Origin of the sequence: Nocardioides sp., assembly GCF_036503465.1 — a bacterium.
GTDB lineage: Bacteria > Actinomycetota > Actinomycetes > Propionibacteriales > Nocardioidaceae > Nocardioides.
On sequence record NZ_DASXWU010000080.1, the window covers coordinates 1 to 24349 of the forward strand.

Consider the following 24349-nt stretch of genomic DNA (forward strand, 5'->3'; position numbering starts at 1 on the left):
GGTCGCGCCGGTGGGCGCTGGGTGCCGGCGGCGCGGGTCCGTCGAGGAGGACGCGCTTGAGGTACTCGTTCTGGAGCACGTCGCGGAACTTCTCCGGCCCCCAGTCGGCCATCAGGAACTTCAGCCGGGCGCGGTTGCGCAGCCGGCGGTAGCCGTAGTCGCGGAAGATCGACACGACGCCCTCCCAGACGTCGGGGACCTCCTCCAACGGGATCCAGACCCCGGTCTTCTGCGCCAGCATCGGGTTGGTCGACAAGCCGCCGCCGACCCACAGGTCGAAGCCAGGGCCGAGCTCAGGGTGCACGGTGCCGACGAAGGAGACGTCGTTGATCTCGGGCGCGACGTCGTGGCTCGGATGCCCGGTCACGGCGGTCTTGAACTTCCGCGGCAGGTTGGAGTACGCCGGGTTGCCCAGCGCGCGTGCGGCGATCTCCTGCAGCGCGGGGGTGCCGTCGATGATCTCGTCGGCCGCGATGCCCGCCACGGGGGAGCCCAGGAACGCCCGCGGCGAGTCGCCGCACGCCTCGAGCGTGGAGAGACCGACGTCCTCGAGTCGTCGCCAGATCTCGGGCACGTCCTCGATCCGGATCCAGTGGTACTGCAGGTTCTCCCGGTCGGTGATGTCGGCGGTGTCGCGGGCGAAGTCGGCACCGATGGAGCCGAGCGCGCGGACCGTCTCGTGGCCTAGCAGCTTGCCGTCGGAGCGCACCCGCATCATGAAGTACTCGTCGTCGAGCTCCTCCTCCTCGAGCATCGCGGTCTTGCCCCCGTCGAAGCCCGGAGCACGCTGCGTGTACAGGCCCATCCAGCGGAAGCGGCCGCGGAGGTCGGCGGGGTCGATCGAGGCGAACCCGCGCGCGCTGTAGATGTGCAGGATCCGGTCGCGGACGTGGAGCGGGTCGTCGTCCTTCTTTGACTGCTCGTTCTTGTTCAGCGGCTCGGTGTACCCGAGCGCCCACTGGCCCTCGCCGCGCTTGGTGCGCGGGATCTCGGTCCGGGTCGCGGGAGATGCGGAGAAGCGGAGGTCTGGCATGGGCGGTCGGTCCTTGGCTGGTCCGGAGCCGGAGTCGCGCGCGACGGTGGGGGCGAACTCGACGGCTGAGACGGCTGGGGGGAGTGTGGCGGGGTCAGCCGGGCCAACAGATCATGCTGCGCGTGCGACCGAGGTCCACGTGGCGACGTACCACGAGGTGCATCTCGTACGCGACGGTGATCATGGCTCGAGTCTCAGGGAGTGGACCCGGGTTCCACAAACCGGAATCCCGAGGACTGAGACGCCCGCCCGAAATGTGAGACGACCGGATTTGCGCGCGGACAGGTGGCCCGTCCGGGCGCTCGGTGGTCCTAGGCTGCGGCCATGAGCGACGCTGCATCGATCGGGAACGCCGAGACCCTGGCCAAGACCGCCTCCACCGCCTACGACGCGGCCCTCGAGGTGATCGCGACGGTGGAGCCCCGCATCGCCGAGGCGACGAAGCAGGAGCTCGCCGACCAGCGCGCGTCGTTGAAGCTGATCGCGAGCGAGAACTACGCCTCCCCGGCGGTCCTGCTGACGATGGGCACGTGGCTCTCCGACAAGTACGCCGAGGGCACGGTAGGCCACCGCTTCTACGCCGGGTGCCAGAACGTCGACACCGTCGAGTCCGTCGCGGCCGAGCACGCCCGCGAGCTGTTCGGCGCGCCGTACGCGTACGTCCAGCCGCACTCCGGCATCGACGCCAACCTGGTCGCCTTCTGGTCGATCCTGGCCCACCACGTCGAGACCCCCGGGCTGGAGAAGCTCGGTGCCAAGAACGTGAACGAGCTGAGCGAGGCGGACTGGGAGGCGTTGCGGCACGAGCTCGGCAACCAGCGGCTGCTCGGCATGGCGCTGGACGCCGGAGGTCACCTGACGCACGGCTTCCGGCCCAACATCAGCGGCAAGATGTTCCACCAGCAGCAGTACGGCACCGACCCCGAGACCCAGCTGCTCGACTACGACGTGGTGCGCGCCAAGGCGAGGGACTTCAAGCCGCTGGTGATCGTCGCCGGCTACTCGGCGTATCCCCGACGGGTGAACTTCGCCAAGATGCGCGAGATCGCCGACGAGGTCGGCGCGACGCTGATGGTCGACATGGCGCACTTCGCCGGCCTGGTCGCGGGCAAGGTGTTCACCGGCGACGAGGACCCGGTGCCCCACGCGCACGTCACCACCACCACGACCCACAAGTCGCTGCGCGGACCTCGGGGCGGGCTCGTGCTGGCCCAGGAGGAGTTCGCGGCCGACGTCGACCGCGGCTGCCCGATGGTGCTGGGCGGTCCGCTCTCGCACATCATGGCCGCCAAGGCGGTGGCCCTCGCCGAGGCGCGGCAGCCGGCGTTCCGCACCTACGCCCAGTCGATCGCGGACAACGCGAAGGCGCTGGCCGAGGGCTTCCTGAAGCGCGGCGCGACGCTGGTGACCGGCGGCACCGACAACCACATCGTGCTGCTCGACGTGTCCTCGTTCGGCCTCACCGGCCGCCAGGCGGAGTCGGCCCTGCTCGACGCGGGCGTGGTCACCAACCGCAACTCCGTCCCGGCCGACCCGAACGGAGCCTGGTACACCTCGGGCATCCGGCTCGGTACGCCGGCGCTCACCACCCGCGGGTTCGGCGCGGCCGAGTTCGACAAGGTCGCCGAGCTCATGGTCGAGGTGCTCTCGAACACCCAGCCCGGCACGACGAAGGCCGGCGGACCGTCGAAGGCGACGTACGTGCTGGGCGACGGGGTCGCCGACCGGGTCAAGGCGGCCAGCGCCGAGATGCTGGACGCCCACCCGCTCTACCCGGGCCTCGACCTGGCGTGAGTCTCAGCGCTGCTCGCGGGCCCACGCGTGCCAGTACGCCGCGCACTCCGACGCCTGCCTGACCACCTCGTCCGGCGCCGGATCTGCCGGCCAGAGCTGGAGCAGGTACCGGTCGATGATCTCCTCGTCATCGAGCACGGTGTCCTGGTCCCGTCCGGCGTCCATCTCGTTGGCCGACCAGCGCACGCGGTAGCTGCCGCCGGCGAGGTCGAGCGGCTGGTAGGTCTCCCCGCCCCAGCCCACGACGGTGACCGGCAGGTCAGCGGTGAACGACGCCTCCACGACGTCGTCCCAGAAGTCGTCGTCCTCCGGCTCACTCTCCAGCACCTCGACCCGGAGCCCGACAGGTCCGGTGTGCAAGCCGGTCATCAGGAAGAGCGCGCCAGGCACCGCGGCACCGAGGAGCCCGTTGGCCTGCTCGACGAAGTGGTCGGCCATGTCCTCCTGCTGCCCGCCGGTCGCGGACTCGACGTAGAGCTGGCCGTAGTGGACGTGCCAGGGGCCCTCGAAGGCGACGCTCATGCCGGCACCGGGGTGGCCCGGTCGACGATCGCGCGCAGGTCGGACACCGGTGCGGTCAGCGTGCCGTAGGTGCCGTCGTACGTCGTGCCGAGCCGGGAGGAGCAGAACGCGTCGGACACCTCGGCCGGCGCGAACCGCACCAGCAGAGAGCCCTGGAGGCAGGCGGCCATCCGGCCGGCCAGTCGTCGGGCGCCGACCTCGGCCGCCCCGGCGTCGCCGAGCAGGCCGAGAGTCTCCTCGACCGCGCGGTCGAGCCGCTCGTCGCCGCCGCGGGCCTGGCCCACCTCGGTGATCCAGGCGCTGAGCACCTCCGGCTCGCGGCCGAGGGCCCGCAGGACGTCCAGCGCGTTGACGTTGCCGGAGCCCTCCCACACCGAGTTCAGCGGCGCCTCCCGGTACCGGAGGGGCAGCCCGGAGTCCTCGACGTACCCGTTGCCGCCGAGACACTCGAGCGCCTCGGCCACGAAGCCGGGCGTGCGCTTGCAGACCCAGAACTTCGCCAGCGGCAGCGCGATTCGTCGCAGGGCCGCCTCGTGAGGATCGTCGGAGGCGTCGACAGCGGCGGCCAGCCGCACCGCCAGCGCGGTCGCCGCCTCGACCTCGACCTGGAGGTCGGCGACGACGTTCTGCATCAGCGGCTTGTCGACGAGCAGCCCGCCGAACGCCGACCGGTGCGCGACGTGCCACGCCGCTTCGTTGAGGCTGTGCCGCATCAGCGCGGTGGAGCCGAGCACGCAGTCGAGTCGGGTGGCGGCGACCATCTCGATGATCGTGCGGACCCCGCGGCCCTCGTCGCCGAGCCGCATCGCGACGGTCCCGTCCAGCTCGAGCTCGGCCGAGGCGTTCGCGCGGTTGCCGAGCTTGTCCTTGAGCCGGACGATGTCGAGGGCGTTCCGCGAGCCGTCCGGCAGAGCCCGGGGCACGACGAAGCAGGTGAGTCCGTCGGGAGCCTGGGCGAGCATCAGGAACACGTCGTTCATGGGCGCGGACGTGAACCACTTGTGGCCGTGGAGCGTGTACTCGCCCTCGGTCGACGTCGGCCGGGCCTCGGTGACGTTGGCGCGGACGTCGGAGCCGCCCTGCTTCTCGGTCATCCCCATCCCGGCCAGGGCGCCGCCCTTCTCCGCCACCGGCCGGATGCCCGGGTCGTACGCCGTCGCGGCGAGCGCCGGCGTCCACTCCTTGGCGAGCCGCTCGTCGACCCGCAGGGCCGGGACCGCGGCGTAGGTCATCGAGATGGGGCAGCCGTGGGCCGGGTCGGTGTGCGACCACGCCATGAACCCGGCCGCCCGGCGTACGTGCGCGGTCGTCGACCCCTCGGCCTGCTGCTCCCAGGGCGCGGCCTGGAGCCCGAATCCCACAGCACGCCCCATCAGCCAGTGCCAGGAGGGATGGAACACCACCTCGTCGATCCGGTTCCCAAAGCGGTCGTACGTCGTGAGCTCGGGCTCGTGCCGGTTGGCCAGCCGGCCGTGCTCGCGTGCCTCGGCCGTGCCGGCTGCAGCGCCCAGCTCGACGAGGTCGTCGACGACCACGGCGCCGGCGTGCCGCGTGACGGCCTCGGCCAGCGCTCGGTCGGAGGTGATCACGTTGTGACCGACGAGCGGCGGGGACTGGTTTGCGGCTGCCCGGTTGCGGCTGCTCATGTGGTTACCGTAGACACCATGCCGGGTCCGGAGCCGCCGCGGCCCGCTGACGCCGCGGGCCGCTCCGGGTTCACCTGGCCCTCCTGGACTCTCCGGGCGCGCGACACCACCTGGCGGCTCGCGGTCTCCACGGTCGGATCGTCGATGCGCTACCGGGTGACCGGGCTGGCCGCGGAGGCGGCGTTCTTCACCGTGCTGTCGGTGCCGCCGCTGATCTTCGCGCTGGCCGGCGCGATCGGCTACGTGACCCAGTCGTTCAGCCCCGACCAGGTCGAGCACGTCCGCAACGCGATCGTGGACCTCGCCGCCCGCTTCCTCACCGACACCGCGGTCGACAAGGTCATCCAGCCGACGATCGACGACGTCCTGAAGGGCGGACGGTTCGACGTGATCTCGGTCGGGTTCGTGCTGGCGCTCTGGTCGGGGTCACGGGCGATGCACGTGTTCGTCGACACCATCACGATCATGCACGGGCTGAGCGGGCACCGCGGGATCGTCAAGACCCGGGCGCTGTCCTTCAGCCTCTACCTGCTCGCGATCGTCACCGGGGTCGTCGCGCTGCCACTGGTGGTGGCCGGGCCCCGGCTGGTCCGGCACTGGCTGCCGCACCGGGCCGACGTGCTCATCGGGTTCTACTGGCCGACGGTGCTGGTGGTGTGCATCTGCTTCCTGGCGACGCTCTACCACGTGTCGATCCCGGTGCGGACGCGGTGGCGGATCAACCTCCCGGGCGCGGCGTTCGCCCTCGCGGTGTGGATCGCCGGCAGCTTCCTGCTGCGCGAGTTCCTCACCGTCACCGCAGCCGACTCCCGCTCGATCTACGGTCCGCTCGCGGCGCCGATCGGGGTCCTGCTCTGGCTCTACATCCTCTCGATCGCGGTGCTGGTCGGCGCGGCCCTGAACGCGGCGTTCGACACCGTCTTCCCCCAGCAGCAGACGGCCCGAGCCCGCACCGAGCTCCGAGAGCAGCCGCGACACCCGCGCCCGCGCGGCGACGGCGCGGGGGAGTCCGACTAGATTCGGCGGGTGCCCGACGACCAGGAGCGTCACGAGCAGTCCCGCCACGGGTACGTCGTCCTCCCCGATCGGGGCAACACCATCTGGCGCGCGCTGGCCCAGCGGATCGCCCTCGGCATCGGCATCGTCGTCCTCACCGTCGTGCTGGTCTGGATCGACCGTGGCGGCTACGTCGACTCCAACGACCCGGGTGGCGGTCTGGACCTGATCGACTCGATCTACTACTCGACGGTCACGCTGAGCACGACCGGGTACGGCGACATCGCCCCGGTCAGCGAGTCAGCGCGCCTGGTGAACGCGTTCGTGGTGACGCCGTTGCGCGTGGCTTTCCTGGTCCTGCTGATCGGGACCACTCTCGAGGTCGCGGCCACGCAGGGCCGGCGCCTGTTCCGCATCGCCCGCTGGAGGAAACACATGAGCGACCACGTCGTGATCGTCGGCTACGGCACGAAGGGCCGCAGCGCCGCGGAGACGCTGGTCAACAACGGTGTCTCGCGTGAGACCATCGTCGTGGTCGACAAGGGTGGCGCCGCGGTCTCGGACGCCCACGCCGACGGCCTGGCGGTCGTCACCGGCGACGCGACCCGCAGTGGGGTCCTGCAGCGGGCGGGAGTCGAGGAGGCCACCCAGGTGATCATCACCACCGACCGCGACGACTCCAACGTGCTGTCCACCCTGACGGTCCGCCAGCTGAACGCGAACGCCTACATCGTCGCGTCGGTCCGCGAGCACGAGAACGCACCGCTGATGAAGCAGTCGGGTGCCAACAGCGTGATCACCTCGTCCGACGCGGTCGGACGGCTGCTGGGGCTGTCCTCGCTCTCGCCCACGCTGGGCACGGTGATGGAGGACCTCCTGACCTACGGGGAGGGGCTCGAGGTCGCCGAGCGAGACCTCCTGGTCTCCGAGGTCGGCCAGCAGCCGCAGTCGCTGCCGGACCAGGTGATCGCGGTGGTGCGTGACGAGAACGTCTACCGCTACTTCGACCCGACGGTCACCCAGCTGGCCCGCGGCGACCGGCTGATCGTCGTACGCCCGGCCCGGGAGCTGCCGTGGGCGCCGCGGCCCGGCACGCACGGCGAGGAGACCGACGCCGAGGAGGCCTGACCGAGATCAGCCGCGCCGTCCCCAGGCCGACCACCTCGCCGCCTGGCCCGCCCAGATCGGCCACCGGGTAGTACGTCGTCGACATGCGCGCTGCCTCCCCGCGACCTGGCTCGGACCTGAGGAGCCGATCGTGCCGCGAGTGATACCGCCGATCTCCCGACAGCGGAAGCCCCCGGCGCCCGCTCACATCTCGGCGTACCGCCGGGCCACGGCGAGCTTCTGCTTCAGGGTGTCCTCGGTGACCCGGACGCCACTGTCCTCCGGGGGCGGCCAGGTGCCGCTGGTGTCGCCGTTGTAGAGGCCGGCGTACGCCGGGGTGTCGCGTTGGAAGCGCCAGCCCTCGGCGAGCGGGCCGACGTCGTAGGCGTCGTAGCCGATGCTGTCGAGGAACGCCGTCACCTCGGCCTTGGCGCCGGTGTCGTCGCCCGCGAGAGGGAGGACCGAGCGGTCGGGGCTGCCTGAGGGGCGGGCCAGCGTGCCGAGGTGGACCGAGCTGATGTTGCTGAACGCCTTGACGACGGAGCTGCCGGCGAGATGACGCCGGACCAGCTCGCTGGTGGTGGTCGACTCGTCGTCCAGCTCGGCGACGTGGTCGTCGCGCCGGGGATAGTAGTTGCAGGTGTCGATGACGACCTTGCCACGGAGCGGCTCCGCGGGGACGTCCTGCACGGCGCGCAACGGCACGGTCACGACGACGAGGTCGCCGGCGGCTGCCGCGTCGTCGGCGGCGGCCCGGGCGTGTGGTCCGAGGTCCTCGACCAGGTCGTGCAGCGTCCCGGGGCCGCGACTGTTGCTGAGCACCACGTCATACCCGGCGTCGACCGCGAGCCGGGCGACGGTGCTGCCGATGTTTCCGCTTCCGATGAAGCCGATCGTGGTCATGCCCGGCGCAAGGGGTCCCGAGGGCCCTTCATTCCGGCCCGGACATGCGAACGCGCCTCGCTCGGCCCGAGTGACGAGGCGCGTTCCCCGGCACGGGGGCTCCGGGGCGGACGCCGCGTCGTACCGACGTGCCCGGCGGCCGCGGGCACAGTCTGTCGGGTGACCGGCCGCTTGTCACCCACCGGATCCCTGCTCGGTGGCCGTCGACGAGGTGGCCCCGCGGCGCACGGGAACGGGAGCCCGGCGCCGCGGAGCGGCACCCTGGCATGGGTTTATCGGGCGCCAACGGGTAGACCCGGCTTTACCCCGGTCGTGACGCGAGACGACCCTGCGGTGTCACGGATCGAGACCGCTCGTAGCCCGCCGGACACGCCGTCGTTGAGCCAGGAGTGCGCCCCACGGCGTCATGGGGCTGCCGCGGGGCGCACGCCCCTCGCCCTAGAACCGAGGGGTGTCACCAGCGTAGCCGCGCCTGCGTACCCGCCCCACCCCCGATGAGGACCGGCTGGGTACACCTGGGCGGGTGATCCGACAGGAGTTCGGCCCGCGCTACCGCTGCGCCGACTGCTGGTGGGCGATACCGGGTTTGAACCAGTGACCTCTTCCGGGCGGCGGCAGAGCCGCGCTACCGCTGCGCCGACTGCTCGTGGGCGACACTGGGTTTGAACCAGTGACACCGGCTCTCGCCGATTCTGTCTCCCACCTGCGGATTCAGGCTCTGACCTGCGATGTAGCGGCACAGTAGCGCGTGTCTCTAGTGGCCGCAAGAGGACACGCGTAGACTCTCATCCGACACGTAACCGACACGACGGGCGAGCGGATGGGCAAGAGCAAGCGGGGTTTCGGACAGCTCACCCGGCTCCCGAGCGGCCGAATTCGGGCCCGCTACACCGGACCGGACGGCCAACTGCACAACGCTCCGGCCACGTTCGAGACGAACCTCGACGCCGAGGCGTGGCTCACTGACGAACGACGACTGGTCGCCTCAGGCGCGTGGTCGTCTCCCAAGGCTCGCGCCGAGGCGAGGTATCGCGGCCCCAAGTCACTGACGTTCGGCGAGTACGCCGACGCCTGGCTACGCGATCGCACCCTCAAGCCGCGCACGCGTAGCCACTACCGGAGTCTGCTCGATCGACAGCTGTTTCCCACGTTCGCCAGCCTCGCCCTGCCCGACATCGGCCCGGAGGACGTGCGCCGCTGGCACGCGCTGGCCGGGCCGAGCAAGCCCACGCTCCGAGCGCACGCCTACGGGCTGCTGCGCACGATCCTTGCAGCCGCCCTCTCTGACCAGCTCATCGCCGTGAACCCATGCACGATCCGCGGCGCCGGCAACTCCACGCGCGTGCACAAGATCAAGCCCGCGACCTTGCCCGAGCTCGAGACGATCACCGCCGAGATGCCCGAACGGCTCCGCCTCATGGTGCTCCTGGCCTCGTGGTGCGGCCTACGGTTCGGAGAACTCGCCGAGCTGCGCCGCAACGACGTCGATACCCGGACCGGCGTGATCCGCGTTCGCCGCGGCGTGGTCCGCGCAGGCGGTCAGGTAGTCATCGGCACACCCAAGACGAACGCCGGCATCCGGGACGTCGCGATCCCGCCCCACCTGCTCCCGATGACCCGCGAGCACCTGCTGCGGTACGCCCAGCCAGGCAAGGATGGGCTCCTCTTCCCCGCGAGGGACGGCGGGCACCTGGCGACCTCGAGCCTGTACGGGCGCAAGCCGACCAAGAAGAGCCCCGGATGGGGCTTCTACCGCGCTCGTGAGATCGCTGGACGGCCGGACCTGCGCTGGCACGACCTGCGCCACACCGGCGCTGTCTTGGCAGCGCAGACAGGCGCGACCCTCGCCGAACTTATGGGGCGGCTCGGACACTCGACGCCTGGAGCCGCGCTCCGGTACCAGCACGCCGCCGAGGGGCGGGACCTCGAGATCGCGCGCCGACTGTCGGCGCTCGTCGAGGAGCCCAGGTGAGCAATGAACATGGGTTCATCGTCCTCCGCACTGGTGTCGACAACAGGACGCCCGTCCGCGTCGGAGACGACGTAGTCACCTACGAGTTGGGTGAGCCCTGGCCGTACCACAACTTGCCACCACACGGGCACACGCGGGAGTTGCTGGAATACGAGACTGCCGTTCTCGCCCACGCAAACTCCGAGAACGACTGGCGCGTGCAGGACGTGCTGCGTTGCACATGCAAGGCCGGCCGTGTTGTGGCGCAGGTGCTCGTGCACATCCCGTCAGCTCGACTGTGGGCGACGGCGAAGCCCGAAAGGGTGCCCACCGCCTTTCGTGCACCAGATTCAGGCGCCGTGCACGGGTGGGCGCTGCACGGATCGAACGACGAGGCTCCTCATCTTGGAGGCGTTGCGTCCTGTGGGGGATGCCGGAGACGGTGGCTCGTCGTCTCGTTCGCGGACCACGCGACGATCCTATCGGTCCGCGCTGCGACACACGGTGCACGCGTGACCCCGTGAGTCCCCGCCTGAGTTAGAGTGGCCTCACCGCCTAGCGGATTGCGCTAGCCCCGAGAGTTGGGCGCCTCGGAACCTGTTCCTTCGAACGGAGTTCCTTGGCATGCCTGCCCAGTCACTTTCGACTCGCCACCTTGCGAGTATCCCTGAGGCCGCCGAGTTCTACGGCTGCTCAACGAAGACCATCCGGCGCATGGTCGCTCGCGGCGACCTTCGTGCAGTCCGGGTCGGACCACGAATGCTCCGGATCGATGCGGCCGAATTGGAGGCGCGACTGCGCCCCATCCCGACCGCAGGAGACGTTGCGTGAGCCCCGGACGCAGAGAGCGCCCGGCGGGCAACCAGGCGCTCTCAGATGTCAGCTTGGACGGCGACACAGCCAGTATGCCAGCCTGCGCATCCTGTTGCGGGGAGCTCGGCCTGACGGACATCGCCGAGTGTTCCCGCCGCGGCATCTACTGCGCACCCGACACGTGCGCCTACCGCACTCTGCTCCGACGTCAGCTCGAGCGTCGTGCCGATGCCGTCATGCGCGTCGCCGAGCTGCGAGCGCGTGCGCGCGAATACGACGCCGTCGCGGCGTTCGACGCACACGCGGCGTGGCTGCGCGCGCAACTGCTCGACTTTGCGGACCTGCTCGAGGCCGGCGAGGCATGAGCGGCGGCCAGGCGCTCGTCCAGGACATCGCGCACTTCAGGCTGAGAGTCCTCCAGGAGGCACTCGATAACGCGTCGAGGAGCTATTGGCTGCGCCGGGCGGCTGAGTTCGATGGGGTCGGCACCCCGACGGCCGACGCGACTGCTCAGGCGTGCCGCAACCGCGCCACCCTCGCGCCGCTCGACGATTGGCCCGAGCTGCTCGAGGTGCTCGCCGAACGGGAGGCCGCCGATGACGTGGCCTGACCTGCCCGACTCAGAGGGGGCCATCCTCGACGACGTCGAGGCGTTCCTGGCGCGGTTTGTCGTCTACCCGTCCGAGGCCGCCCGGGTCGCTCACGTGCTTTGGATCGCTCACGCGTGGCTCATGGACGAATGGGACTCCACGCCACGGATCGCCTTCCTGTCCCCGGAGCCCGGCTCCGGGAAGTCACGGGCGCTCGAGGTCACCGAGCCACTCGTACCGCGGCCCTTGCACGCTGTGAACGCCACACCGGCCGCCCTGTTCCGCAAGGTGTCCGACGAGGCCGGCGCGCCGACGATCCTGTTCGACGAGATCGACACGGTCTTCGGCCCGAAGGCCAAGGACAACGAGGACGTTCGCGGGATGCTCAACGCCGGGCACCGCAAGGGCGCGACCGCTCTCCGATGCGTTGTGAAGGGCGCCAAGGTCGAGGTCGAGGAGCTGCCGGCGTACTGCGCCGTCGCCTTGGCCGGCCTCGACGACCTCCCCGACACGATCATGACGAGGTCCGTCGTGATCCGGATGCGACGTCGGGCGCCCTCGGAGCGAGTCGAGCCGTGGCGGGCCAGAGTGAATGCTCCCGCCGGCGAACAGCTCGGCGAGCGACTCCGCGAATGGAGCAACACGAACCGGCCCGCCGTGTCCTGGCCCGAGATGCCCGCCGGGGTCGAGGACCGTAACGCCGACGTGTGGGAGGCACTACTCGCGGTCGCCGACCTCGCCGGAGGCGACTGGCCTCAACGGGGCCGCGTTGCGGCTGTTTCGCTTGTTGCGGCTTCCTCGGATCAAGGGGGCAGCCTCGGGATCACACTGCTTCGCGACCTCCGAACCATCTTCGGAGACGCCGACCGGCTCCCCACTGAGACGATCCTCAACCGGCTGCACCAGCTTGAGGAGAGTCCGTGGGCCGACTTGCGCGGCAAGCCGCTCGACGCTCGATCACTCGCCCGCCGGCTGTCCAAGTACCAGGTCCGGCCCCAGGTGTATAGGGACGGAGAGTCGACCCCACGCGGGTACTTCGCTGCCGACCTCGCGGACCCCTGGTGTCGGTACCTCACTCCAAAGTCTGGATACATACCCCCACCTGGTATGGAGGGATGTGCTCACGCGGGACCCGAGAGAAGCGAAACAACCGCAACAACCGAAACGGCCAGCGCAGAGGTTGCGGCCGTTGCGCTTGTTGCGGATTCTCCGGCTCCCGCGTGTGCGGAGTGCTCTGCACCGCTGGACGCGGCAACGGTGCTCTCCGGCGCCACCACGTGCACGCTCTGCGAGCTCGGTCAGGTGGTGAACCGATGAGGCCGTGCGTGTACCGCTGCGTCGGCTGTGGAGCCGCGCTCGGCATCCTGCCGCGTCGTTGGTGCCGCACGTGCGCTGAAAAGCTCGAGGAGCTGGCGGCTCCTGGCGGGCTTCGGTGATGAGCCGCCTCCCGCATCTTGTCGGCGACGACGGACCCGCGGTTGTGGTGCCGGCCAGGATCGCGGCGGTGCTTGAGCGGTATGCCGATCTCTCGTCGCTGCGGGTCCGGACGCGCGGCGTGGATCCCGAGGCCACGGCGGTGCTGGAAGCGCTGCGTTACGCGGCCATGAGCTGGCGAAGTTCCGCGTGTGCGGAACCGAGGACGACACCCAGGCGGAACCTGCCACAGACTCGCGAGTGGTTGGACACGGGCGAGGCCGCCGACCTCGCGGGAGTCACCTCGCGGGCCATCCGCAAGGCGATCAAGGAGGCCCGACTCCCGGCCACCAAGGTCGGCGGCTGGTACCGGATCAGCCGTGAAGACCTGGAGCACTACAAGGCCGCACGGGCGGCGTGAGAGGGCAACGAGATGCCGGCAATCCCCGAAGACGTGCAGGCCAAGGCGGGCAAGATCCAAGACGACTTCAACACCACCGTAAGGGCGATCCGCAGTAACGGCGACCTGACACAGGAGGCTCGCCTGCGACGACTGGCACAGGCGCAGGCCGAGGCACAGAGAGCCATGGAAGACGTCAAAGCGTCATGGCTCGGCACTTCGACCGACACCGCCGAGACGCTGACCAAGCGCATCTTCGGCTCCTCAGGCATGGCCGGCGCCGACGCGATCAGTGCCAGGGACGCGGCCGATCGTGCGTCTCGGGTGGAGACGGCCGGCGAGGCCGCGAGCCTGCTCGAGATGGCCGAGAACAACGGCGACGAGGTGCTTGCCCGGGCCGTGGCCATGCACGCCTTCGGGATGCGCCACGACATCCTGAGCGGCGACTGGGGCAGCATCGTCGACGCCTACGCCTCGACCCGTCCCGACGTCGCCGAGCAGATCGTCGAGCTGGCGAACGTGCAGCGCGACACGGTGATGACCAACGTCGCCGCCGCCTTCGTGTTCTCCATCCACACGCCTCCCGAGCTCGACAGCCTCACGGGCACCCAGGTCAGGGCCCTCGTCGACGGTGCGCCGTCGCGGCAATGGGATCCATGGGGGACGGCGCATGGCTGAGCCCAGGGGGTGGGGGCGAGACGCCTCCTACCCGGGACCGCGGGGGAGGTCACTCGCTGTTCGGTCGACCGATGAACCCCAACGGGCGGGTGAGTGAGTGCCCCGCGCCAGGAACCCTCAGAAGCCCTACAGCCGTGCCCATCGCGGCACGGTGGGGTCACGTCAGGCACTGATCGAGCTGCCGGCGGCCGGGTGCGACCTTCCGGTTCCGGACATGCCGGAGGGCCGCACCTGGAGCGCCCCCGAGAAGGCGCGGTGGTCGGAGCTGTGGAAGTCACCGCAGGCCACGCAGTGGGATGAGACCGCGCGGGGCACGGTCGCCTGTCTGCTCATCTACGAGACCGCCATCTTCACCGGAGCGGCCTCGGCGTGGCAGGCACAGGAAGCGCGTTACGCCTCGGAGTCGCTGGGGCTGACGCCGCGGTCACTGACCGCGCTGGGCTGGAGGATCGTCGAGTGAGCGCCCGGAGGCAGGCGCGAGCTCGCGTGCCCATCGCGCAGAAGACGACAGGCGGCGTCCCCCGCGCTCTGATGCTGGGGCCATGCCTTGAGGTGTGGGCCGACGAGGATGCAGAGGTGCCGCAGGCCTCCGCAATGCGCCGGTTCTCCGCGGCTCGCGAGGCGTGGGCCGCTCGGGAAGGAATCGGTCTCGCCGAGGTCAATACCCAGGTGCGCTCACGCTCGCCGTGGTCGATCCAATATCTGAGCTACCGCGGCCAAGCCGAGCGGGTCGGTCGCCCCGTCAGGGAACTCGTCAACCAGCGTCTTGCAGCTGTCGGGTGCACACTCGCCGACCTCTCTCAGCTCGCAGATGAGGCCGAAACCCTCTACGCCGAATCGATGGGCAGGGGCGCCCTGCGCCGCGCCTACCAACGCAGCCGAGCGAAGAGGAGACCCACGTGACTTGCCACCGCAACTACCTGGCAGCCATGGGCTGTAACTGCGGGATCACTTCACCCTGACGGAAGCAAGGAGACCAAACACGATGGGAACCACAGTCGGAAACTCACCTGGGTCAGTCGACATCGTCGCGGTACGTGGCGACAAGGTCGGCCCGCTCGAGTTCACCCCAGATACCCCTCTCGACCTGTCCGGCCGCGTCTGGCTTGCACAGGTCCGCGCGACACGGGACGAGCTAGACGCCGTACTGGCGACGTTCGAGGTCGACGACTCCGACGCCGCGACCGGAGTGCTCCGTTTGACCCTGCCTCCGGACCAGTCAGCGAACCTCGCCACGGGTGAAGCCGCTGGATTTCCGCCGGGCAGGGGGACCTACTACTGGGATCTCCAAGCCACTCTCACATCCGACCCGACCGACGTGAAGACGTGGTTTGCCGGCAAGGTCCGCGTGACTGGCGACGTCTCGAAAGGGGCATGAGATGAGCACGATCACGTTCGAGGTCGTGGACCTCAGCGCGGAGCCGGACGGCTCGGGCAATCCGACGAGCTTCACAGTGACGCTTGGCCCTGAGGGTTCCAGCTCAGGGGCCGTCTCCTCGGTGAACGGCCAGACGGGAGCCGTCGTCCTCGACGCTGGCGACGTAGGCGCGGCGACGACTGCTCAGGGCGCTGAGGCCGACACGGCAATTCAACCCGGCGACCTCGCCGCCGTGGCGACCACGGGCGCCTATTCGGATCTCACGGGCACGCCGAGCCTGGGAACGGCGGCCTCCCATGCCGCGACAGACTTCGATACGGCAGGCGCAGCCGCGTCGGCCCAGACCACCGCGGAGTCGTACACCGACAGTGCCGTCGCGGGGCTAGCGCCCCTTGCGTCTCCGGCGTTCACGGGCAACCCGACGGCGCCGACTCCGACGGCGGGCGACAACGACACGAGCATCGCCACCACGGCGTTCGTGACCAACGCCGTCGCCAAGCAGCCAGAGGCCCTGATCTACGCGCTCGGCGATGAGAGCACGGCGATCACGACGGGCACGAAGGTCACGGCCCGCATCCCGTTCGCGTTCGCCATCGCCGAGATCCGCGCCTCTCTCACCACGGCCTCGTCGAGCGGCAACCCAACGTTCGACGTCAAGAAGAACGGCACGTCGGTGTTCTCCACGCTGCTCAGCATCGACGCCACCGAGAAGACCTCGAAGACCGCCACCACCGCGGCAGTGCTCTCGACCACGGGGCTCTCCGATGACGACGAGTTGACGTTCAGCGTCTCCACCGCGGGCACCGGAGCGGCCGGACCGAAGATCACGATCATTGGGTCGCGCGCATGAGTCCTGTCCTGGTCAATCCGTCACAGTTCGCCACGAGCGGCGGCACCGACGCGGGTTACGTCGCCGCAGTGCTGGCCGATTCCCCGTGGGCGTGGTGGCGCGGCACGACGGACATCACCCGTCTGGTCGATTCGGGCAGTTTGAGTGAGCCGTGGACGATCAGCCAGGTCGGATTCCAGGCGCCCCCCATCACAGCGGGTGGCACGTACTCAATGAACCCGAAGACCACCGGCTACATTGCCCGCCGAACCCTGCCCTCGTTCCTGGTCGGTGATGTGGCTCAGGCTTTCGAGTTCTGGGTCGACATTCCCACCGGCAACTACTCGGGCGTGTTCATGGGGGTCGGTAGCGGCCTGGACGGCTGGGAGATCGGCATCGGTGGTTCGACGTTCGACAACACCGGACGTCAGCTGATCTTCGTCAACCCCGGTGTTGCGTGGCTGCCGACCGGGCTGTCCTTCCCAACCGGCACGTCCCATGTCGTCGGCAGCAGGGCCGTCGGCGGTGCCTGGTCTATCTACATGAACGCCGGCACCCCCTACACCACCACGTTCACCCATAACCCTTCCAACCCGTCGAACATCATCATCGGTGGGGACGCTGACGGCGTCAGCCGGCGTTTCTCCAGTGCAACGCTGCGGCTGGCCGAGTTCGCGTTCTACGACACGACGCTCTCCTCAACCCGTGTCGCCGCCCACTACAACAGCGGGTCCGGCGACCGGCCCGCGGTCACTGCGGACAGTCCAGCGATCTGGCTGAAGATGGACGACCTTGGCCCCTATTCAGACCCATCGGGGAACTACTTCCTGGACTCTTCGGGGAACGCCCGTCACACCGCAGTCGTGGACTTCGCACCCACCCTCGTTACTGGGCCGGTCAACAAGGCGTTCTCGTTTGCCAGCGGGGCGCGGGGGTTGTCCAGCGTCGCCACACAGAATCAGCCGACCACGGTCACTTACGAGCTCTGGCTGTATCTCACGGCGAACCCGTCTGCCACCACAACACTCCTAGCGGTGGACGGCCGGGCCGGCGACTCTGGCCCTTCTAGCGCTATGCGAGTGAATGCGGATGGCACGGTATCGCTGTTCACCTGGGCGACCAATGAGATCACGATCACCAGCCCGTCCGCGCTGACAACGGGTGCCTGGCATCACATCATCGGTTCGGTGGGCGCCGACGGAATGAAAGTGCGGATCGACAAGTCCACGGTCGCCACGAATGCGCGCACAGCCGTCGACCAACTGGAGTTCTCCCGCCCGACGATCATCCGCGATGTCGGAAACCTCACCGGAACTACCGGAAAACCCGCGCTGCTCGTCGCCGAACCGGCTATCTGGCGCTCACAACTCAGCGACGCACAGACCGACGCCCACTACGACGCCGCTCCATAAACCACCCGGGGCTTCCGTGGGCAGCGGACAGCGTGTTCACGGGGTCCAGTCACCGTGACGTTTCTTCCGCTGCGGGAGCGATCTACGCGACGCCGACACGCGCACCGACGCACACTATGACGCCCGACCCCCGCTTACGCTGACAGCCATGCGACTTCAAGGCGGCGAGTACAGGCTGACAGACCTGTGTGACCGCCAGGGCAAGATAGTCGCTCTCGATGCCGAAGGCGTGACCTTTAAGGGTCCGGCAGTGATCCTTGTGACCGGGCAGAGCACAGTCGCAAACTGCAAGTGGGACCACGGTGGAGGTGGAATCGAGGCGGTGGTCTGGGAGATCGACCCCGTGCGAACGCACGTCGTGGGCGCAATCCACGTCGTGGATTCGTCGTTCGTCGGTTGCATGTTCACCAATGTGGGTTTTGCTGGGCCAGCGGAGCTCGTCAACAAGTTCTTCTACGGCACCACGCCCGATCCCTCAGCCCCCCAGTAGCGCCCCCATCCCCCCATAGCGGGCGCTGCGCCCCTGCGGCCTTGACCCCCCTCCCTGGATGTCGGCCGCCGGGCCTCCGGATCAGTCCCAACAGGGCTACGGTCGTCGCGTGACACTGCCGCATCCCGAACCGCTGGCCTACACAGTCGACGATGCGGCGCGGGTCTGCGGCGTCTCACGCGAGATGATTCTCCGGGCGATACGTGCCGGGAATCTGCCAGCAAAGCGAACGCACCACAGCGGGCCGGATGAACCGCCCAGAGGAAAGCACCTCATCATGCGGAGCGACCTCGAGGCGTGGCTGTCATCCCTACCAGATGCGTGGGCATACGGAGATTGGGGGCTGTGACGCGCGCTGAACATGACGATGCCCCGGGCTCGCGACCCGGGATTAGCCGCAACTGTGTGCGCCTCTACCGATGCCGAAAGCGAAGATGGGCGCGACGACCTGTCACCACTACGGCTACTCCTGATCGCAGGTCATCATCTGTTCGTCGTTGAACACCACAGCCAATCAGGCCATCGGGGGTCACAACGCTACTCGGGTGCAGCGATGAAGCGTAGGAACCTGTCCCCGAGCGCTGTGCTCCGAGAAGCGAGGACACCTTGGGGAGTCATCATCGAGTGAAGCGCACCGGAGACCGAGTTCGTTAGCCCTGCGCGATCCAAGTCGGCCGTCAGAAGGTCGTACCAATCGCGCCGATTCTTGAACTGTGGGTCCGCGGTCTCGACTAGCTGACTGAGCGAGGACGTGAAGCCGCCCACGCTGGCCCCTCGGACCGAGCCGGTGGGATCGGCGAAGATCCGCAGTAGTGTCAAGTGACCGGGCGTGAACTCATCAACAAGTCGCAAAAACGGTGCTGCTCATCAAGAGAGGGGGCGTCAGACCTGAGCGAGTTGAGAACACCGTGCTTGAGGGCATCTAGTTTCTCGCGTCTGCTGGTGCTCTGAGCCGCCATGGAAGCCTGAACCACGGCGTCGACGAACCCTTCTCTCTCGGCAAGATCCTCGAAGGATAGGCGCTCCGTGCGAGCCTGAAGCTCGACGACCGCAGCCGCGAGCTCATTGAGCCACTCGTCTCGGCGACGCTCAAGACTGAGCGTCAGAACTGTCGCGAGAACCACACCCAGTGGTCCGCCCACAACAGGAACCGCACTTACCAAGGCTTCGGCCGCAGTCTCGCCAACTTGTCGGCGACTACCCTTCTTTGGCACTCCTCCCGATGGCGGCTTACTTTCAGCACCCGCAGGAGGTTGTGTCACAGAGACAGCCTAAGCGCGCGGTGTCCGCCCCTGAGCACATGCCGTGCACGCGCGACCCGCTCGCCGACTGATGAACGTGCGAGCGGTCGGAAGACAGCCCTCCTGCAAGCCAACCGATATCCCACGGTTGAGAGCCACCGGCTAGAGCCCGGCCCTCGGGTTCCATACACCCGCCCAGGCGCCTTGCCTCGGGTAAAGAGGTTCATCCAGCCCGGAACCGCGTCACTGTCCGGAACCGCGTCACTGTTTCGCGGGTGAAGCGTTACACCCTCGGCGCTACCCCATGCGATGGCGCTGCGCTCCCGCGGCCGACGATCCCCCCGGCCTGGTCGCGGGGCGCTCTCGGGCAGGCACGCGCCTACCGCTGAGACGTCGCGTACCGTGCCGTCATGGTTGAGATCAACGAGTCCGGGCTCCGTAAAGCCATGCAGCAGATCGGCGACCGCATCCTCGAGGTCGACAGACGGTTCCGCGCCGAGCATGCGGGCGAGGACGCGACGACACTTGAACCGCTGGCGCGCCAGGCCTTCGCCGGTATCGGGGTCACGTTGACTGACCAGGACGCGAGCAGCTATGCCGCGTCGGTCGCAAACCGAACCGACTTCGAGTTCCGCCTCTCCTGACGCAATGATGCGCTGCGCCGGGACCGCGAGTGAATGATCGGAAGACGAGCTGATCCGAAGACAAATGGTGATTCGGTTCCTACTCTGCTTGGCATGAGTTCGGCTGTTCCCCCTCCGCCTCCGCGGCCACCTGCAAACTGGTATCCGGACCCGCAGGACGCCTCGCAGTGGCGTTACTGGGATGGGTTGGCATGGACGGCCCACCGAGCACCGAGGTCTGCTCCTACGCATGAGGTTTCGGTCGTGCCTCAAGCGGTGGAGCTGCCGGCGGAGGTGGCGACCGTCCAGCACCAGAGGCGCGGTGTCTTTGGCCGCAGGAAGTCGACGCTCAGGTCACAGCGTCAGACAGAGGAACAGCGAGCACCATCCATCGCGGAGCTGGTCGCAAGCATGCGCCACGAACCGCATCGGGAACCTCTGCTCGAGCAGATAGAGGTGGCCGGGGAGACCTATCACGTGAAGGGCATTGCCCGTGTGTTCGGCGACCTTGGCTTGCCCATCACAGATGCAGGCTGCACCGCCGAGGATCTCACGTGCATCTTGGTGCCAGAGCCTTGGAACGAGCACGATCCGAACGCGGTGGCAGTTGCTGTCGGGGAGCACCATGTCGGCTACCTCCCTGCCGACATCGCCGTCGACTACGCTCCGCCACTGCTCCAGCTGGGCAGCACCAACACGCTCGCGACTGGTTTGGCGAGGATCTGGGCCAAGAGTGATGCCGGAATGATCCGGGCAAGAGTCACTATCCGCATTCCAGAGTGCGACGCCTGCTGGTAAGGCCCCTGGCCTATTCGAGCGGCTCGAGTGCCCGAAAGGCCAGAGTTGGGGCAAAGGCAGGACAGCACGAGACAGCCATGTTTGCATTTTCTGGCGCGCTCGGACATCCGCTCCGCGAGGGCCGCCGCCTCGGGTGCCACCAAATCGTTCTGCAAGTCAGCAGGGGGCATCACAGGCATGAGTAACGACCAGTACCAACCGGGGCCGAGCGAGGGTGCACACGCAGGGCGCAGACCTCTGTTCGATCCATACACCGGCGAGCGGCTCGTCCAGCAGGTCGAGGAAGAGTCGGCGCCGGACTACTCCGCGACGCATCGCGCCCCTGAGGCGGTGCTGAGCGTGGGGCCGAAACGAGGTTCGCTGCGCATCATCGCGGCTGCGCTTGCCGTCGCTGTCCTCTGCGGGGTCGCCGGACTGGTCTGGTGGATTCACGGCCCCCATGCCGCCGCTCAGGCGAGCGCCAAGAAGCACGCCGCGGCTGCGGCAGAACAGAGGCGCTCTCTCGCCTGCCAAAAGCTCCTGCACGACAGTTTCCAGGCCCTCCAGACGATCGATTCACGTCTCGATGTCGGAATGGTCGAATCCGACTTCACATCGGCGGTGGGAGAAGCCCAGGCCAAGTACGACGAGGTGGACACCTCCACGGTGAGTAAGAACCACTGCGGCGCCTATCAGTCGTTGGGCGCCGTCCTGAAGCAATACTCAAGGGCCTCCTCGTACTGGAACTCGTGCATCATCACGGACTACTGCACCCCTTCCGAGGTCACGCTGAACAAATACTGGGGTCGATCCTCAACGCTGCTCGACAAGCTCAAGGGATCCAACCTGGGCACAAGAACCGTTGCGACCGACATGACCCCCGCCTACTCCTGACTCGTGGGCTTCCCAGGGCAATTCGGGGCGCGCGAGCTGGGGGCGGGTGTATGTGACGGCCCGCCAGGCCGCTTGCATGACCTGGCGGGCCTCTCCGGTCGCCGGGTCGCGCATCCCGAGACGCGGATCTTTCAGGAGTACCCGTGTGCCAGATTCGTAACGCCGGCTCGCGTGACAGCGCCCCGCGACCAGTAGGGCCCTGCGGGGCGCTACGGCTCGGCGCTCATGGAGGGATGGGCCCGAGCCTTCGTCATCCGTCAGCGCGACCTGCGGGGGGGCATGGCCGCCTTGGGGGGATAGACGCAGGACCCACGGTATGTCACGTCTGTTACGCACGTGACGGAAAGCGCACGGGGGCGCTCTCAGGCCGGTTCGAGCAGCCCCGCCGGTAACCACTCCGTGACGAGCGTCCAGCCGAATGACTCGAGCACGGGCCGGGTGACGTAGCCCTCCCAGCCCGTCGAGGTTCGCCGCCACTCGGAGAGCAGGCCAGGCAGGCGACCGTGACCGTCGGTCACCCAGCAGTGACGCACGCTCGGCGGTGCTGGCTCAGCGGGCGGAGGAGTGCCGTGGATGCGCTCGTAGAGCGATGTGCGGTCAGCCCCGCGGCGGTGCAGACCTCCGGCCATGGCTCACAGTACCCGAACAGATGTTCGACACGCGGCGTAGGAGGATGCCCCCATGACCGACGAAGAGATAGCCGAAGCGCTCAACTCGGTGAGGCACACGCTCGACGCTCATACCCAAGATGCTCACAAGCATTGGGGACGCGCTCGAGAGCCTGCACGAGATGCATGACGAGCGGCTCAACACGCTCATGAGGCTGTTCTCGGGCATGGCCGAGGAGGTCGGCCGGTTCGCCGACGAGACGAAGAGCGTTCTGGCGGCGCTATCCCAGCAGCGCGAGGGAATCCGCAAGATCCCTCGAGCAGGTTGACGAACGCGACGGTTCTCGGGCAAAGATTCAGCGGAGGACACTCGACGTCACCGGGCGTCGTCTAGCGTCACCGTGGGGGGTCGGCCTGGCCAACCGGGGGGACCGTCGGGTCGGCCACCTCCCCCAACCTAGGGGCGTTTCCTTCCGGCGCGAGCATGACGAGGCCCGCCGGACCTCTCGGATTATTCGACCAGCTCAGTGCCCTGTGTGAATGCTCCACACGACGTCCCAAACCAGCGTCAGCGCGGCAATGATGACCCCCATGGCAGGCAGGTACCGAAGCCAACGGCGAGCAGGGCGCCGCTTCCCAACGCCATCGAGTGGCGTGTTTGGCTGAGATGGGTAACGTCTCGGCGTCCGATCGGGCATGATGGCACTGGTCCTCTCGTCGTTTGCTAGGCGGGGAGTTGGACGAAGTGGGCGGTTCCGGTGGTCAAGACCGGAGCCGCCCTCGTCTTCTCAGCCTCACGGGACGGCTCGTTAAAGCATATTTCCTGCCGTTGAACTTACTCCGTGGCCTCTTGAACGCTTGCGAAGATTCATGCTCACGCGAGAACTCGATCAAGATTGGTTCCACTGGTCTAGACCAGGCCGCGATCGGAGCGCAGGAATCCACCGCTCGACCGCCGGGCTCGCGCTCGGGATTCATGCCCAGGGCATGACGACGCCCGCCGGTTCTGCGGACCGACGGGCGTCGTGTGGAGTGTAGGGCTACCGCTGGTAGAGCTTGACCGCAGTAGTGATCGCCTGCGCGACCTCGAGCGCCTCGGCTGAGGTGAGGTAGTCGCGCACGTATACGACGATCTCGCGCGCCTCGCCGGGCTGGTCGCTTGAGCCGGAGATCGCGACCTCCCACTGGCGCCCGGAGGCGATCTCGCCTCGGTGGTAGGTGACTTTTCCGAGGTCGTCGTGCTCGACCACATGCTCGGCCGGTGTGAGCCCGCACCACGCTGGGCAGGTGATCACGGCGCTCATCGGGCCGCCTCCTGTGCGCGCCTTCCCGCCTCGCTGCCGATCGTTCGCGCTCGCTGCGCCACCCCGATTCGCTCGAGCCGGTTCGCAGCGGTCAGGAGCGCCCCGTGCAGGAAGTGCGCCAGCTCGCGGGCACGCTCGGCGGTCATGTCGTCCAGGTAGACCTCCTGTCCATCCTGGTCGACCAGCATCAACCCAATGAGCGGCGTCTCGACCTGCTCCGTGGGCGAATGGTCGAGTGCGGCATTCCCTGCGGCCACGATCGTCACGATGTCCCCCGAATGGCTCTCGACGTTCGAACGGTGGTAGCGGCCGAGGAGCCTGCCGCCGTGGAGCGCTTCGTCTTGCCACTCGTAGCTGTGGCATACCGGCTTGTCGCACCAGGACGGGCACGGCGCGTCTGCTGCGGGGAGCTCTGTGACAGGTAGTGCGGTCATGTGGTCGGTCCTCTCCGACTGCGGGACCGTCCGACACGTATCCGACACGTGCCCGGATGAAAACGGCCCCTGATCCTGCTCCGTCGCAGGTCAGGGGCCTAATGGTGCCGGTGGGCGATACTGGGTTTGAACCAGTGACCTCTTCCGGGCGACGGCACAGCCGCGCTACCGCTGCGCCAACTGCTCGTCGGCGATGCCAACTGCTGGTGGGCGATACTGGGTTTGAACCGGTGACCTCTTCCGGGCGACGGCACAGCCGCGCTACCGCTGCGCCAACTGCTGGTGGGCGATACTGGGTTTGAACCAGTGACCTCTTCCGTGTCAAGGAAGCGCGCTACCGCTGCGCCAATCGCCCGTGGTCGGGTGGTGCTGTCGAGGTGGGTACGGGATTTGAACCCGTGTACACGGATTTGCAGTCCGTTGCCTCGCCTCTCGGCCAACCCACCGCTGGATGGGCTCGAGACCCGCTCCGAGCGGACGACGAGGCTCGAACTCGCGACCTCAACCTTGGCA

At 68.3% G+C, this 24349-nt stretch carries 27 protein-coding genes, 2 tRNA genes and 1 pseudogene; 22 read left to right on the forward strand and 8 right to left on the reverse strand.

Going from position 1 to position 24349, the window contains the following annotated elements; all coding sequences use genetic code 11:
• The coding region (locus VGK78_RS14650) for a nitrite/sulfite reductase (RefSeq protein WP_331528419.1) at nucleotides 1-1033 on the reverse strand (1033 nt) is incomplete at its 3' end.
• Nucleotides 1034-1357: 324 nt separating this feature from the next.
• Here VGK78_RS14650 and VGK78_RS14655 point away from each other — a divergent pair.
• Nucleotides 1358-2827 carry a glycine hydroxymethyltransferase gene (locus VGK78_RS14655; protein WP_331528420.1) on the forward strand — a complete coding sequence of 490 codons (1470 nt, stop codon included), beginning with the start codon at nucleotides 1358-1360 and terminating at the stop codon, nucleotides 2825-2827.
• Between the two features lie 3 nt (nucleotides 2828-2830).
• Here the strand turns inward: VGK78_RS14655 and VGK78_RS14660 are convergent, their stop codons facing one another.
• Nucleotides 2831-3349 (reverse strand): hypothetical protein, encoded by a 519-nt coding sequence (locus VGK78_RS14660; protein WP_331528421.1) that lies wholly within the window; start codon nucleotides 3347-3349, stop codon nucleotides 2831-2833.
• Nucleotides 3346-4995, reverse strand: a complete 1650-nt coding sequence (locus VGK78_RS14665) for an acyl-CoA dehydrogenase family protein (protein WP_331528422.1) — start codon at nucleotides 4993-4995, stop codon at nucleotides 3346-3348. Before VGK78_RS14665 ends, VGK78_RS14660 begins: the two co-directional genes overlap by 4 nt.
• A gap of 18 nt (nucleotides 4996-5013) precedes the next feature.
• On the opposite strand from VGK78_RS14665, the gene VGK78_RS14670 reads away from it, so the two are divergent.
• Both VGK78_RS14670 and VGK78_RS14675 read left to right on the forward strand, forming a co-directional pair.
• Nucleotides 5014-6012 (forward strand): YihY/virulence factor BrkB family protein, encoded by a 999-nt coding sequence (locus VGK78_RS14670; protein WP_331528423.1) that lies wholly within the window; start codon nucleotides 5014-5016, stop codon nucleotides 6010-6012.
• Between the two features lie 9 nt (nucleotides 6013-6021).
• Nucleotides 6022-7119 (forward strand): potassium channel family protein, encoded by a 1098-nt coding sequence (locus VGK78_RS14675; protein ID WP_331528424.1) that lies wholly within the window; start codon nucleotides 6022-6024, stop codon nucleotides 7117-7119.
• 183 nt (nucleotides 7120-7302) lie between these two features.
• Here the strand turns inward: VGK78_RS14675 and VGK78_RS14680 are convergent, their stop codons facing one another.
• Entirely contained in the window at nucleotides 7303-8001 is a 699-nt protein-coding gene (locus VGK78_RS14680) for an NADPH-dependent F420 reductase (RefSeq protein ID WP_331528425.1), read from the reverse strand.
• An 820-nt stretch (nucleotides 8002-8821) separates the two neighbouring features.
• Between VGK78_RS14680 and VGK78_RS14685 the strand changes: the two genes are divergently transcribed.
• The 19 genes and pseudogenes from VGK78_RS14685 to VGK78_RS14765 all read left to right on the forward strand — a co-directional run bounded on the left by VGK78_RS14685 (nucleotide 8822) and on the right by VGK78_RS14765 (nucleotide 22427).
• Complete coding sequence (locus VGK78_RS14685; RefSeq protein WP_331528426.1) at nucleotides 8822-9973, forward strand: tyrosine-type recombinase/integrase; 1152 nt, start codon at nucleotides 8822-8824, stop codon at nucleotides 9971-9973.
• 603 nt (nucleotides 9974-10576) lie between these two features.
• Nucleotides 10577-10783, forward strand: a complete 207-nt coding sequence (locus VGK78_RS14690) for a helix-turn-helix domain-containing protein (protein ID WP_331528427.1) — start codon at nucleotides 10577-10579, stop codon at nucleotides 10781-10783.
• A gap of 218 nt (nucleotides 10784-11001) precedes the next feature.
• The gene (locus VGK78_RS14695; protein WP_331528428.1) at nucleotides 11002-11130 is read left to right on the forward strand and encodes a hypothetical protein; all 129 of its coding nucleotides are present in this window, start codon (nucleotides 11002-11004) and stop codon (nucleotides 11128-11130) included.
• Nucleotides 11127-11375, forward strand: a complete 249-nt coding sequence (locus tag VGK78_RS14700) for a hypothetical protein (RefSeq protein ID WP_331528429.1) — start codon at nucleotides 11127-11129, stop codon at nucleotides 11373-11375. The genes VGK78_RS14695 and VGK78_RS14700 overlap by 4 nt, the downstream gene beginning before the upstream one ends.
• The gene (locus VGK78_RS14705) at nucleotides 11362-12672 is read left to right on the forward strand and encodes a DUF3631 domain-containing protein (protein ID WP_331528430.1); all 1311 of its coding nucleotides are present in this window, start codon (nucleotides 11362-11364) and stop codon (nucleotides 12670-12672) included. The genes VGK78_RS14700 and VGK78_RS14705 overlap by 14 nt, the downstream gene beginning before the upstream one ends.
• 118 nt (nucleotides 12673-12790) lie before the next feature.
• Nucleotides 12791-13189: a helix-turn-helix domain-containing protein gene (locus tag VGK78_RS14710; RefSeq protein WP_331528431.1), complete on the forward strand. Its 399-nt coding sequence runs from the start codon at nucleotides 12791-12793 to the stop codon at nucleotides 13187-13189.
• Between the two features lie 12 nt (nucleotides 13190-13201).
• Nucleotides 13202-13846 (forward strand): hypothetical protein, encoded by a 645-nt coding sequence (locus VGK78_RS14715; protein WP_331528432.1) that lies wholly within the window; start codon nucleotides 13202-13204, stop codon nucleotides 13844-13846.
• 97 nt (nucleotides 13847-13943) lie between these two features.
• Nucleotides 13944-14306, forward strand: a complete 363-nt coding sequence (locus tag VGK78_RS14720; protein ID WP_331528433.1) for a hypothetical protein — start codon at nucleotides 13944-13946, stop codon at nucleotides 14304-14306.
• A 26-nt stretch (nucleotides 14307-14332) separates the two neighbouring features.
• A complete protein-coding gene (locus VGK78_RS14725) occupies nucleotides 14333-14749 on the forward strand; it encodes a hypothetical protein (RefSeq protein WP_331528434.1) in 417 nt (138 codons plus the stop codon).
• Nucleotides 14750-14831: 82 nt separating this feature from the next.
• Nucleotides 14832-15224, forward strand: coding sequence for a hypothetical protein (locus VGK78_RS14730; protein ID WP_331528435.1), 393 nt, complete (start codon nucleotides 14832-14834; stop codon nucleotides 15222-15224).
• Between the two features lies 1 nt (nucleotide 15225).
• Nucleotides 15226-16074 (forward strand): hypothetical protein, encoded by an 849-nt coding sequence (locus tag VGK78_RS14735; protein ID WP_331528436.1) that lies wholly within the window; start codon nucleotides 15226-15228, stop codon nucleotides 16072-16074.
• Nucleotides 16071-17465 carry a LamG-like jellyroll fold domain-containing protein gene (locus tag VGK78_RS14740; protein WP_331528437.1) on the forward strand — a complete coding sequence of 465 codons (1395 nt, stop codon included), beginning with the start codon at nucleotides 16071-16073 and terminating at the stop codon, nucleotides 17463-17465. The genes VGK78_RS14735 and VGK78_RS14740 overlap by 4 nt, the downstream gene beginning before the upstream one ends.
• Nucleotides 17466-17613: 148 nt before the next feature.
• Complete coding sequence (locus VGK78_RS14745; protein WP_331528438.1) at nucleotides 17614-17955, forward strand: hypothetical protein; 342 nt, start codon at nucleotides 17614-17616, stop codon at nucleotides 17953-17955.
• A 58-nt stretch (nucleotides 17956-18013) separates the two neighbouring features.
• Nucleotides 18014-18304, forward strand: a complete 291-nt coding sequence (locus VGK78_RS20395; RefSeq protein WP_414690691.1) for a helix-turn-helix domain-containing protein — start codon at nucleotides 18014-18016, stop codon at nucleotides 18302-18304.
• A 1302-nt stretch (nucleotides 18305-19606) separates the two neighbouring features.
• A complete protein-coding gene (locus tag VGK78_RS14750; RefSeq protein WP_331528439.1) occupies nucleotides 19607-19840 on the forward strand; it encodes a hypothetical protein in 234 nt (77 codons plus the stop codon).
• 93 nt (nucleotides 19841-19933) lie between these two features.
• A pseudogene (locus tag VGK78_RS20400) lies at nucleotides 19934-20059 on the forward strand (DUF2510 domain-containing protein); the annotation flags it as partial.
• A gap of 24 nt (nucleotides 20060-20083) precedes the next feature.
• A complete protein-coding gene (locus VGK78_RS14755) occupies nucleotides 20084-20617 on the forward strand; it encodes an HIRAN domain-containing protein (RefSeq protein ID WP_331528440.1) in 534 nt (177 codons plus the stop codon).
• Nucleotides 20618-20794: 177 nt separating this feature from the next.
• Complete coding sequence (locus VGK78_RS14760; RefSeq protein ID WP_331528441.1) at nucleotides 20795-21490, forward strand: hypothetical protein; 696 nt, start codon at nucleotides 20795-20797, stop codon at nucleotides 21488-21490.
• 748 nt (nucleotides 21491-22238) lie between these two features.
• Nucleotides 22239-22427, forward strand: a complete 189-nt coding sequence (locus VGK78_RS14765; protein WP_331528442.1) for a hypothetical protein — start codon at nucleotides 22239-22241, stop codon at nucleotides 22425-22427.
• Nucleotides 22428-23138: 711 nt separating this feature from the next.
• On the opposite strand, the gene VGK78_RS14770 is transcribed toward VGK78_RS14765, so the two are convergent.
• The 4 genes from VGK78_RS14770 to VGK78_RS14785 form a co-directional block, all read right to left on the reverse strand.
• Complete coding sequence (locus VGK78_RS14770; protein ID WP_331528444.1) at nucleotides 23139-23402, reverse strand: hypothetical protein; 264 nt, start codon at nucleotides 23400-23402, stop codon at nucleotides 23139-23141.
• Nucleotides 23399-23836 carry a hypothetical protein gene (locus VGK78_RS14775; RefSeq protein WP_331528445.1) on the reverse strand — a complete coding sequence of 146 codons (438 nt, stop codon included), beginning with the start codon at nucleotides 23834-23836 and terminating at the stop codon, nucleotides 23399-23401. Before VGK78_RS14775 ends, VGK78_RS14770 begins: the two co-directional genes overlap by 4 nt.
• Before the next feature lie 280 nt (nucleotides 23837-24116).
• Nucleotides 24117-24191, reverse strand: a tRNA-Val gene (locus tag VGK78_RS14780).
• A 20-nt stretch (nucleotides 24192-24211) separates the two neighbouring features.
• Nucleotides 24212-24282, reverse strand: a tRNA-Cys gene (locus VGK78_RS14785).
• Nucleotides 24283-24349 lie beyond the last annotated feature (67 nt).

Coding starts and splice junctions, on each gene's coding strand:
- VGK78_RS14655 (WP_331528420.1), top strand. CDS start 1,358: ATGAGCGACGCTGCATCGATCGGGAACGCCGAGACCCTGGCCAAGACC.
- VGK78_RS14660 (WP_331528421.1), bottom strand. CDS start 3,349: ATGAGCGTCGCCTTCGAGGGCCCCTGGCACGTCCACTACGGCCAGCTC.
- VGK78_RS14665 (WP_331528422.1), bottom strand. CDS start 4,995: ATGAGCAGCCGCAACCGGGCAGCCGCAAACCAGTCCCCGCCGCTCGTC.
- VGK78_RS14670 (WP_331528423.1), top strand. CDS start 5,014: ATGCCGGGTCCGGAGCCGCCGCGGCCCGCTGACGCCGCGGGCCGCTCC.
- VGK78_RS14680 (WP_331528425.1), bottom strand. CDS start 8,001: ATGACCACGATCGGCTTCATCGGAAGCGGAAACATCGGCAGCACCGTC.
- VGK78_RS14685 (WP_331528426.1), top strand. CDS start 8,822: ATGGGCAAGAGCAAGCGGGGTTTCGGACAGCTCACCCGGCTCCCGAGC.
- VGK78_RS14690 (WP_331528427.1), top strand. CDS start 10,577: ATGCCTGCCCAGTCACTTTCGACTCGCCACCTTGCGAGTATCCCTGAG.
- VGK78_RS14695 (WP_331528428.1), top strand. CDS start 11,002: ATGCGCGTCGCCGAGCTGCGAGCGCGTGCGCGCGAATACGACGCCGTC.
- VGK78_RS14700 (WP_331528429.1), top strand. CDS start 11,127: ATGAGCGGCGGCCAGGCGCTCGTCCAGGACATCGCGCACTTCAGGCTG.
- VGK78_RS14705 (WP_331528430.1), top strand. CDS start 11,362: ATGACGTGGCCTGACCTGCCCGACTCAGAGGGGGCCATCCTCGACGAC.
- VGK78_RS14710 (WP_331528431.1), top strand. CDS start 12,791: ATGAGCCGCCTCCCGCATCTTGTCGGCGACGACGGACCCGCGGTTGTG.
- VGK78_RS14715 (WP_331528432.1), top strand. CDS start 13,202: ATGCCGGCAATCCCCGAAGACGTGCAGGCCAAGGCGGGCAAGATCCAA.
- VGK78_RS14730 (WP_331528435.1), top strand. CDS start 14,832: ATGGGAACCACAGTCGGAAACTCACCTGGGTCAGTCGACATCGTCGCG.
- VGK78_RS14735 (WP_331528436.1), top strand. CDS start 15,226: ATGAGCACGATCACGTTCGAGGTCGTGGACCTCAGCGCGGAGCCGGAC.
- VGK78_RS14740 (WP_331528437.1), top strand. CDS start 16,071: ATGAGTCCTGTCCTGGTCAATCCGTCACAGTTCGCCACGAGCGGCGGC.
- VGK78_RS14745 (WP_331528438.1), top strand. CDS start 17,614: ATGCGACTTCAAGGCGGCGAGTACAGGCTGACAGACCTGTGTGACCGC.
- VGK78_RS20395 (WP_414690691.1), top strand. CDS start 18,014: ATGTCGGCCGCCGGGCCTCCGGATCAGTCCCAACAGGGCTACGGTCGT.
- VGK78_RS14750 (WP_331528439.1), top strand. CDS start 19,607: ATGGTTGAGATCAACGAGTCCGGGCTCCGTAAAGCCATGCAGCAGATC.
- VGK78_RS14760 (WP_331528441.1), top strand. CDS start 20,795: ATGAGTAACGACCAGTACCAACCGGGGCCGAGCGAGGGTGCACACGCA.
- VGK78_RS14765 (WP_331528442.1), top strand. CDS start 22,239: ATGCTCACAAGCATTGGGGACGCGCTCGAGAGCCTGCACGAGATGCAT.
- VGK78_RS14770 (WP_331528444.1), bottom strand. CDS start 23,402: ATGAGCGCCGTGATCACCTGCCCAGCGTGGTGCGGGCTCACACCGGCC.
- VGK78_RS14775 (WP_331528445.1), bottom strand. CDS start 23,836: ATGACCGCACTACCTGTCACAGAGCTCCCCGCAGCAGACGCGCCGTGC.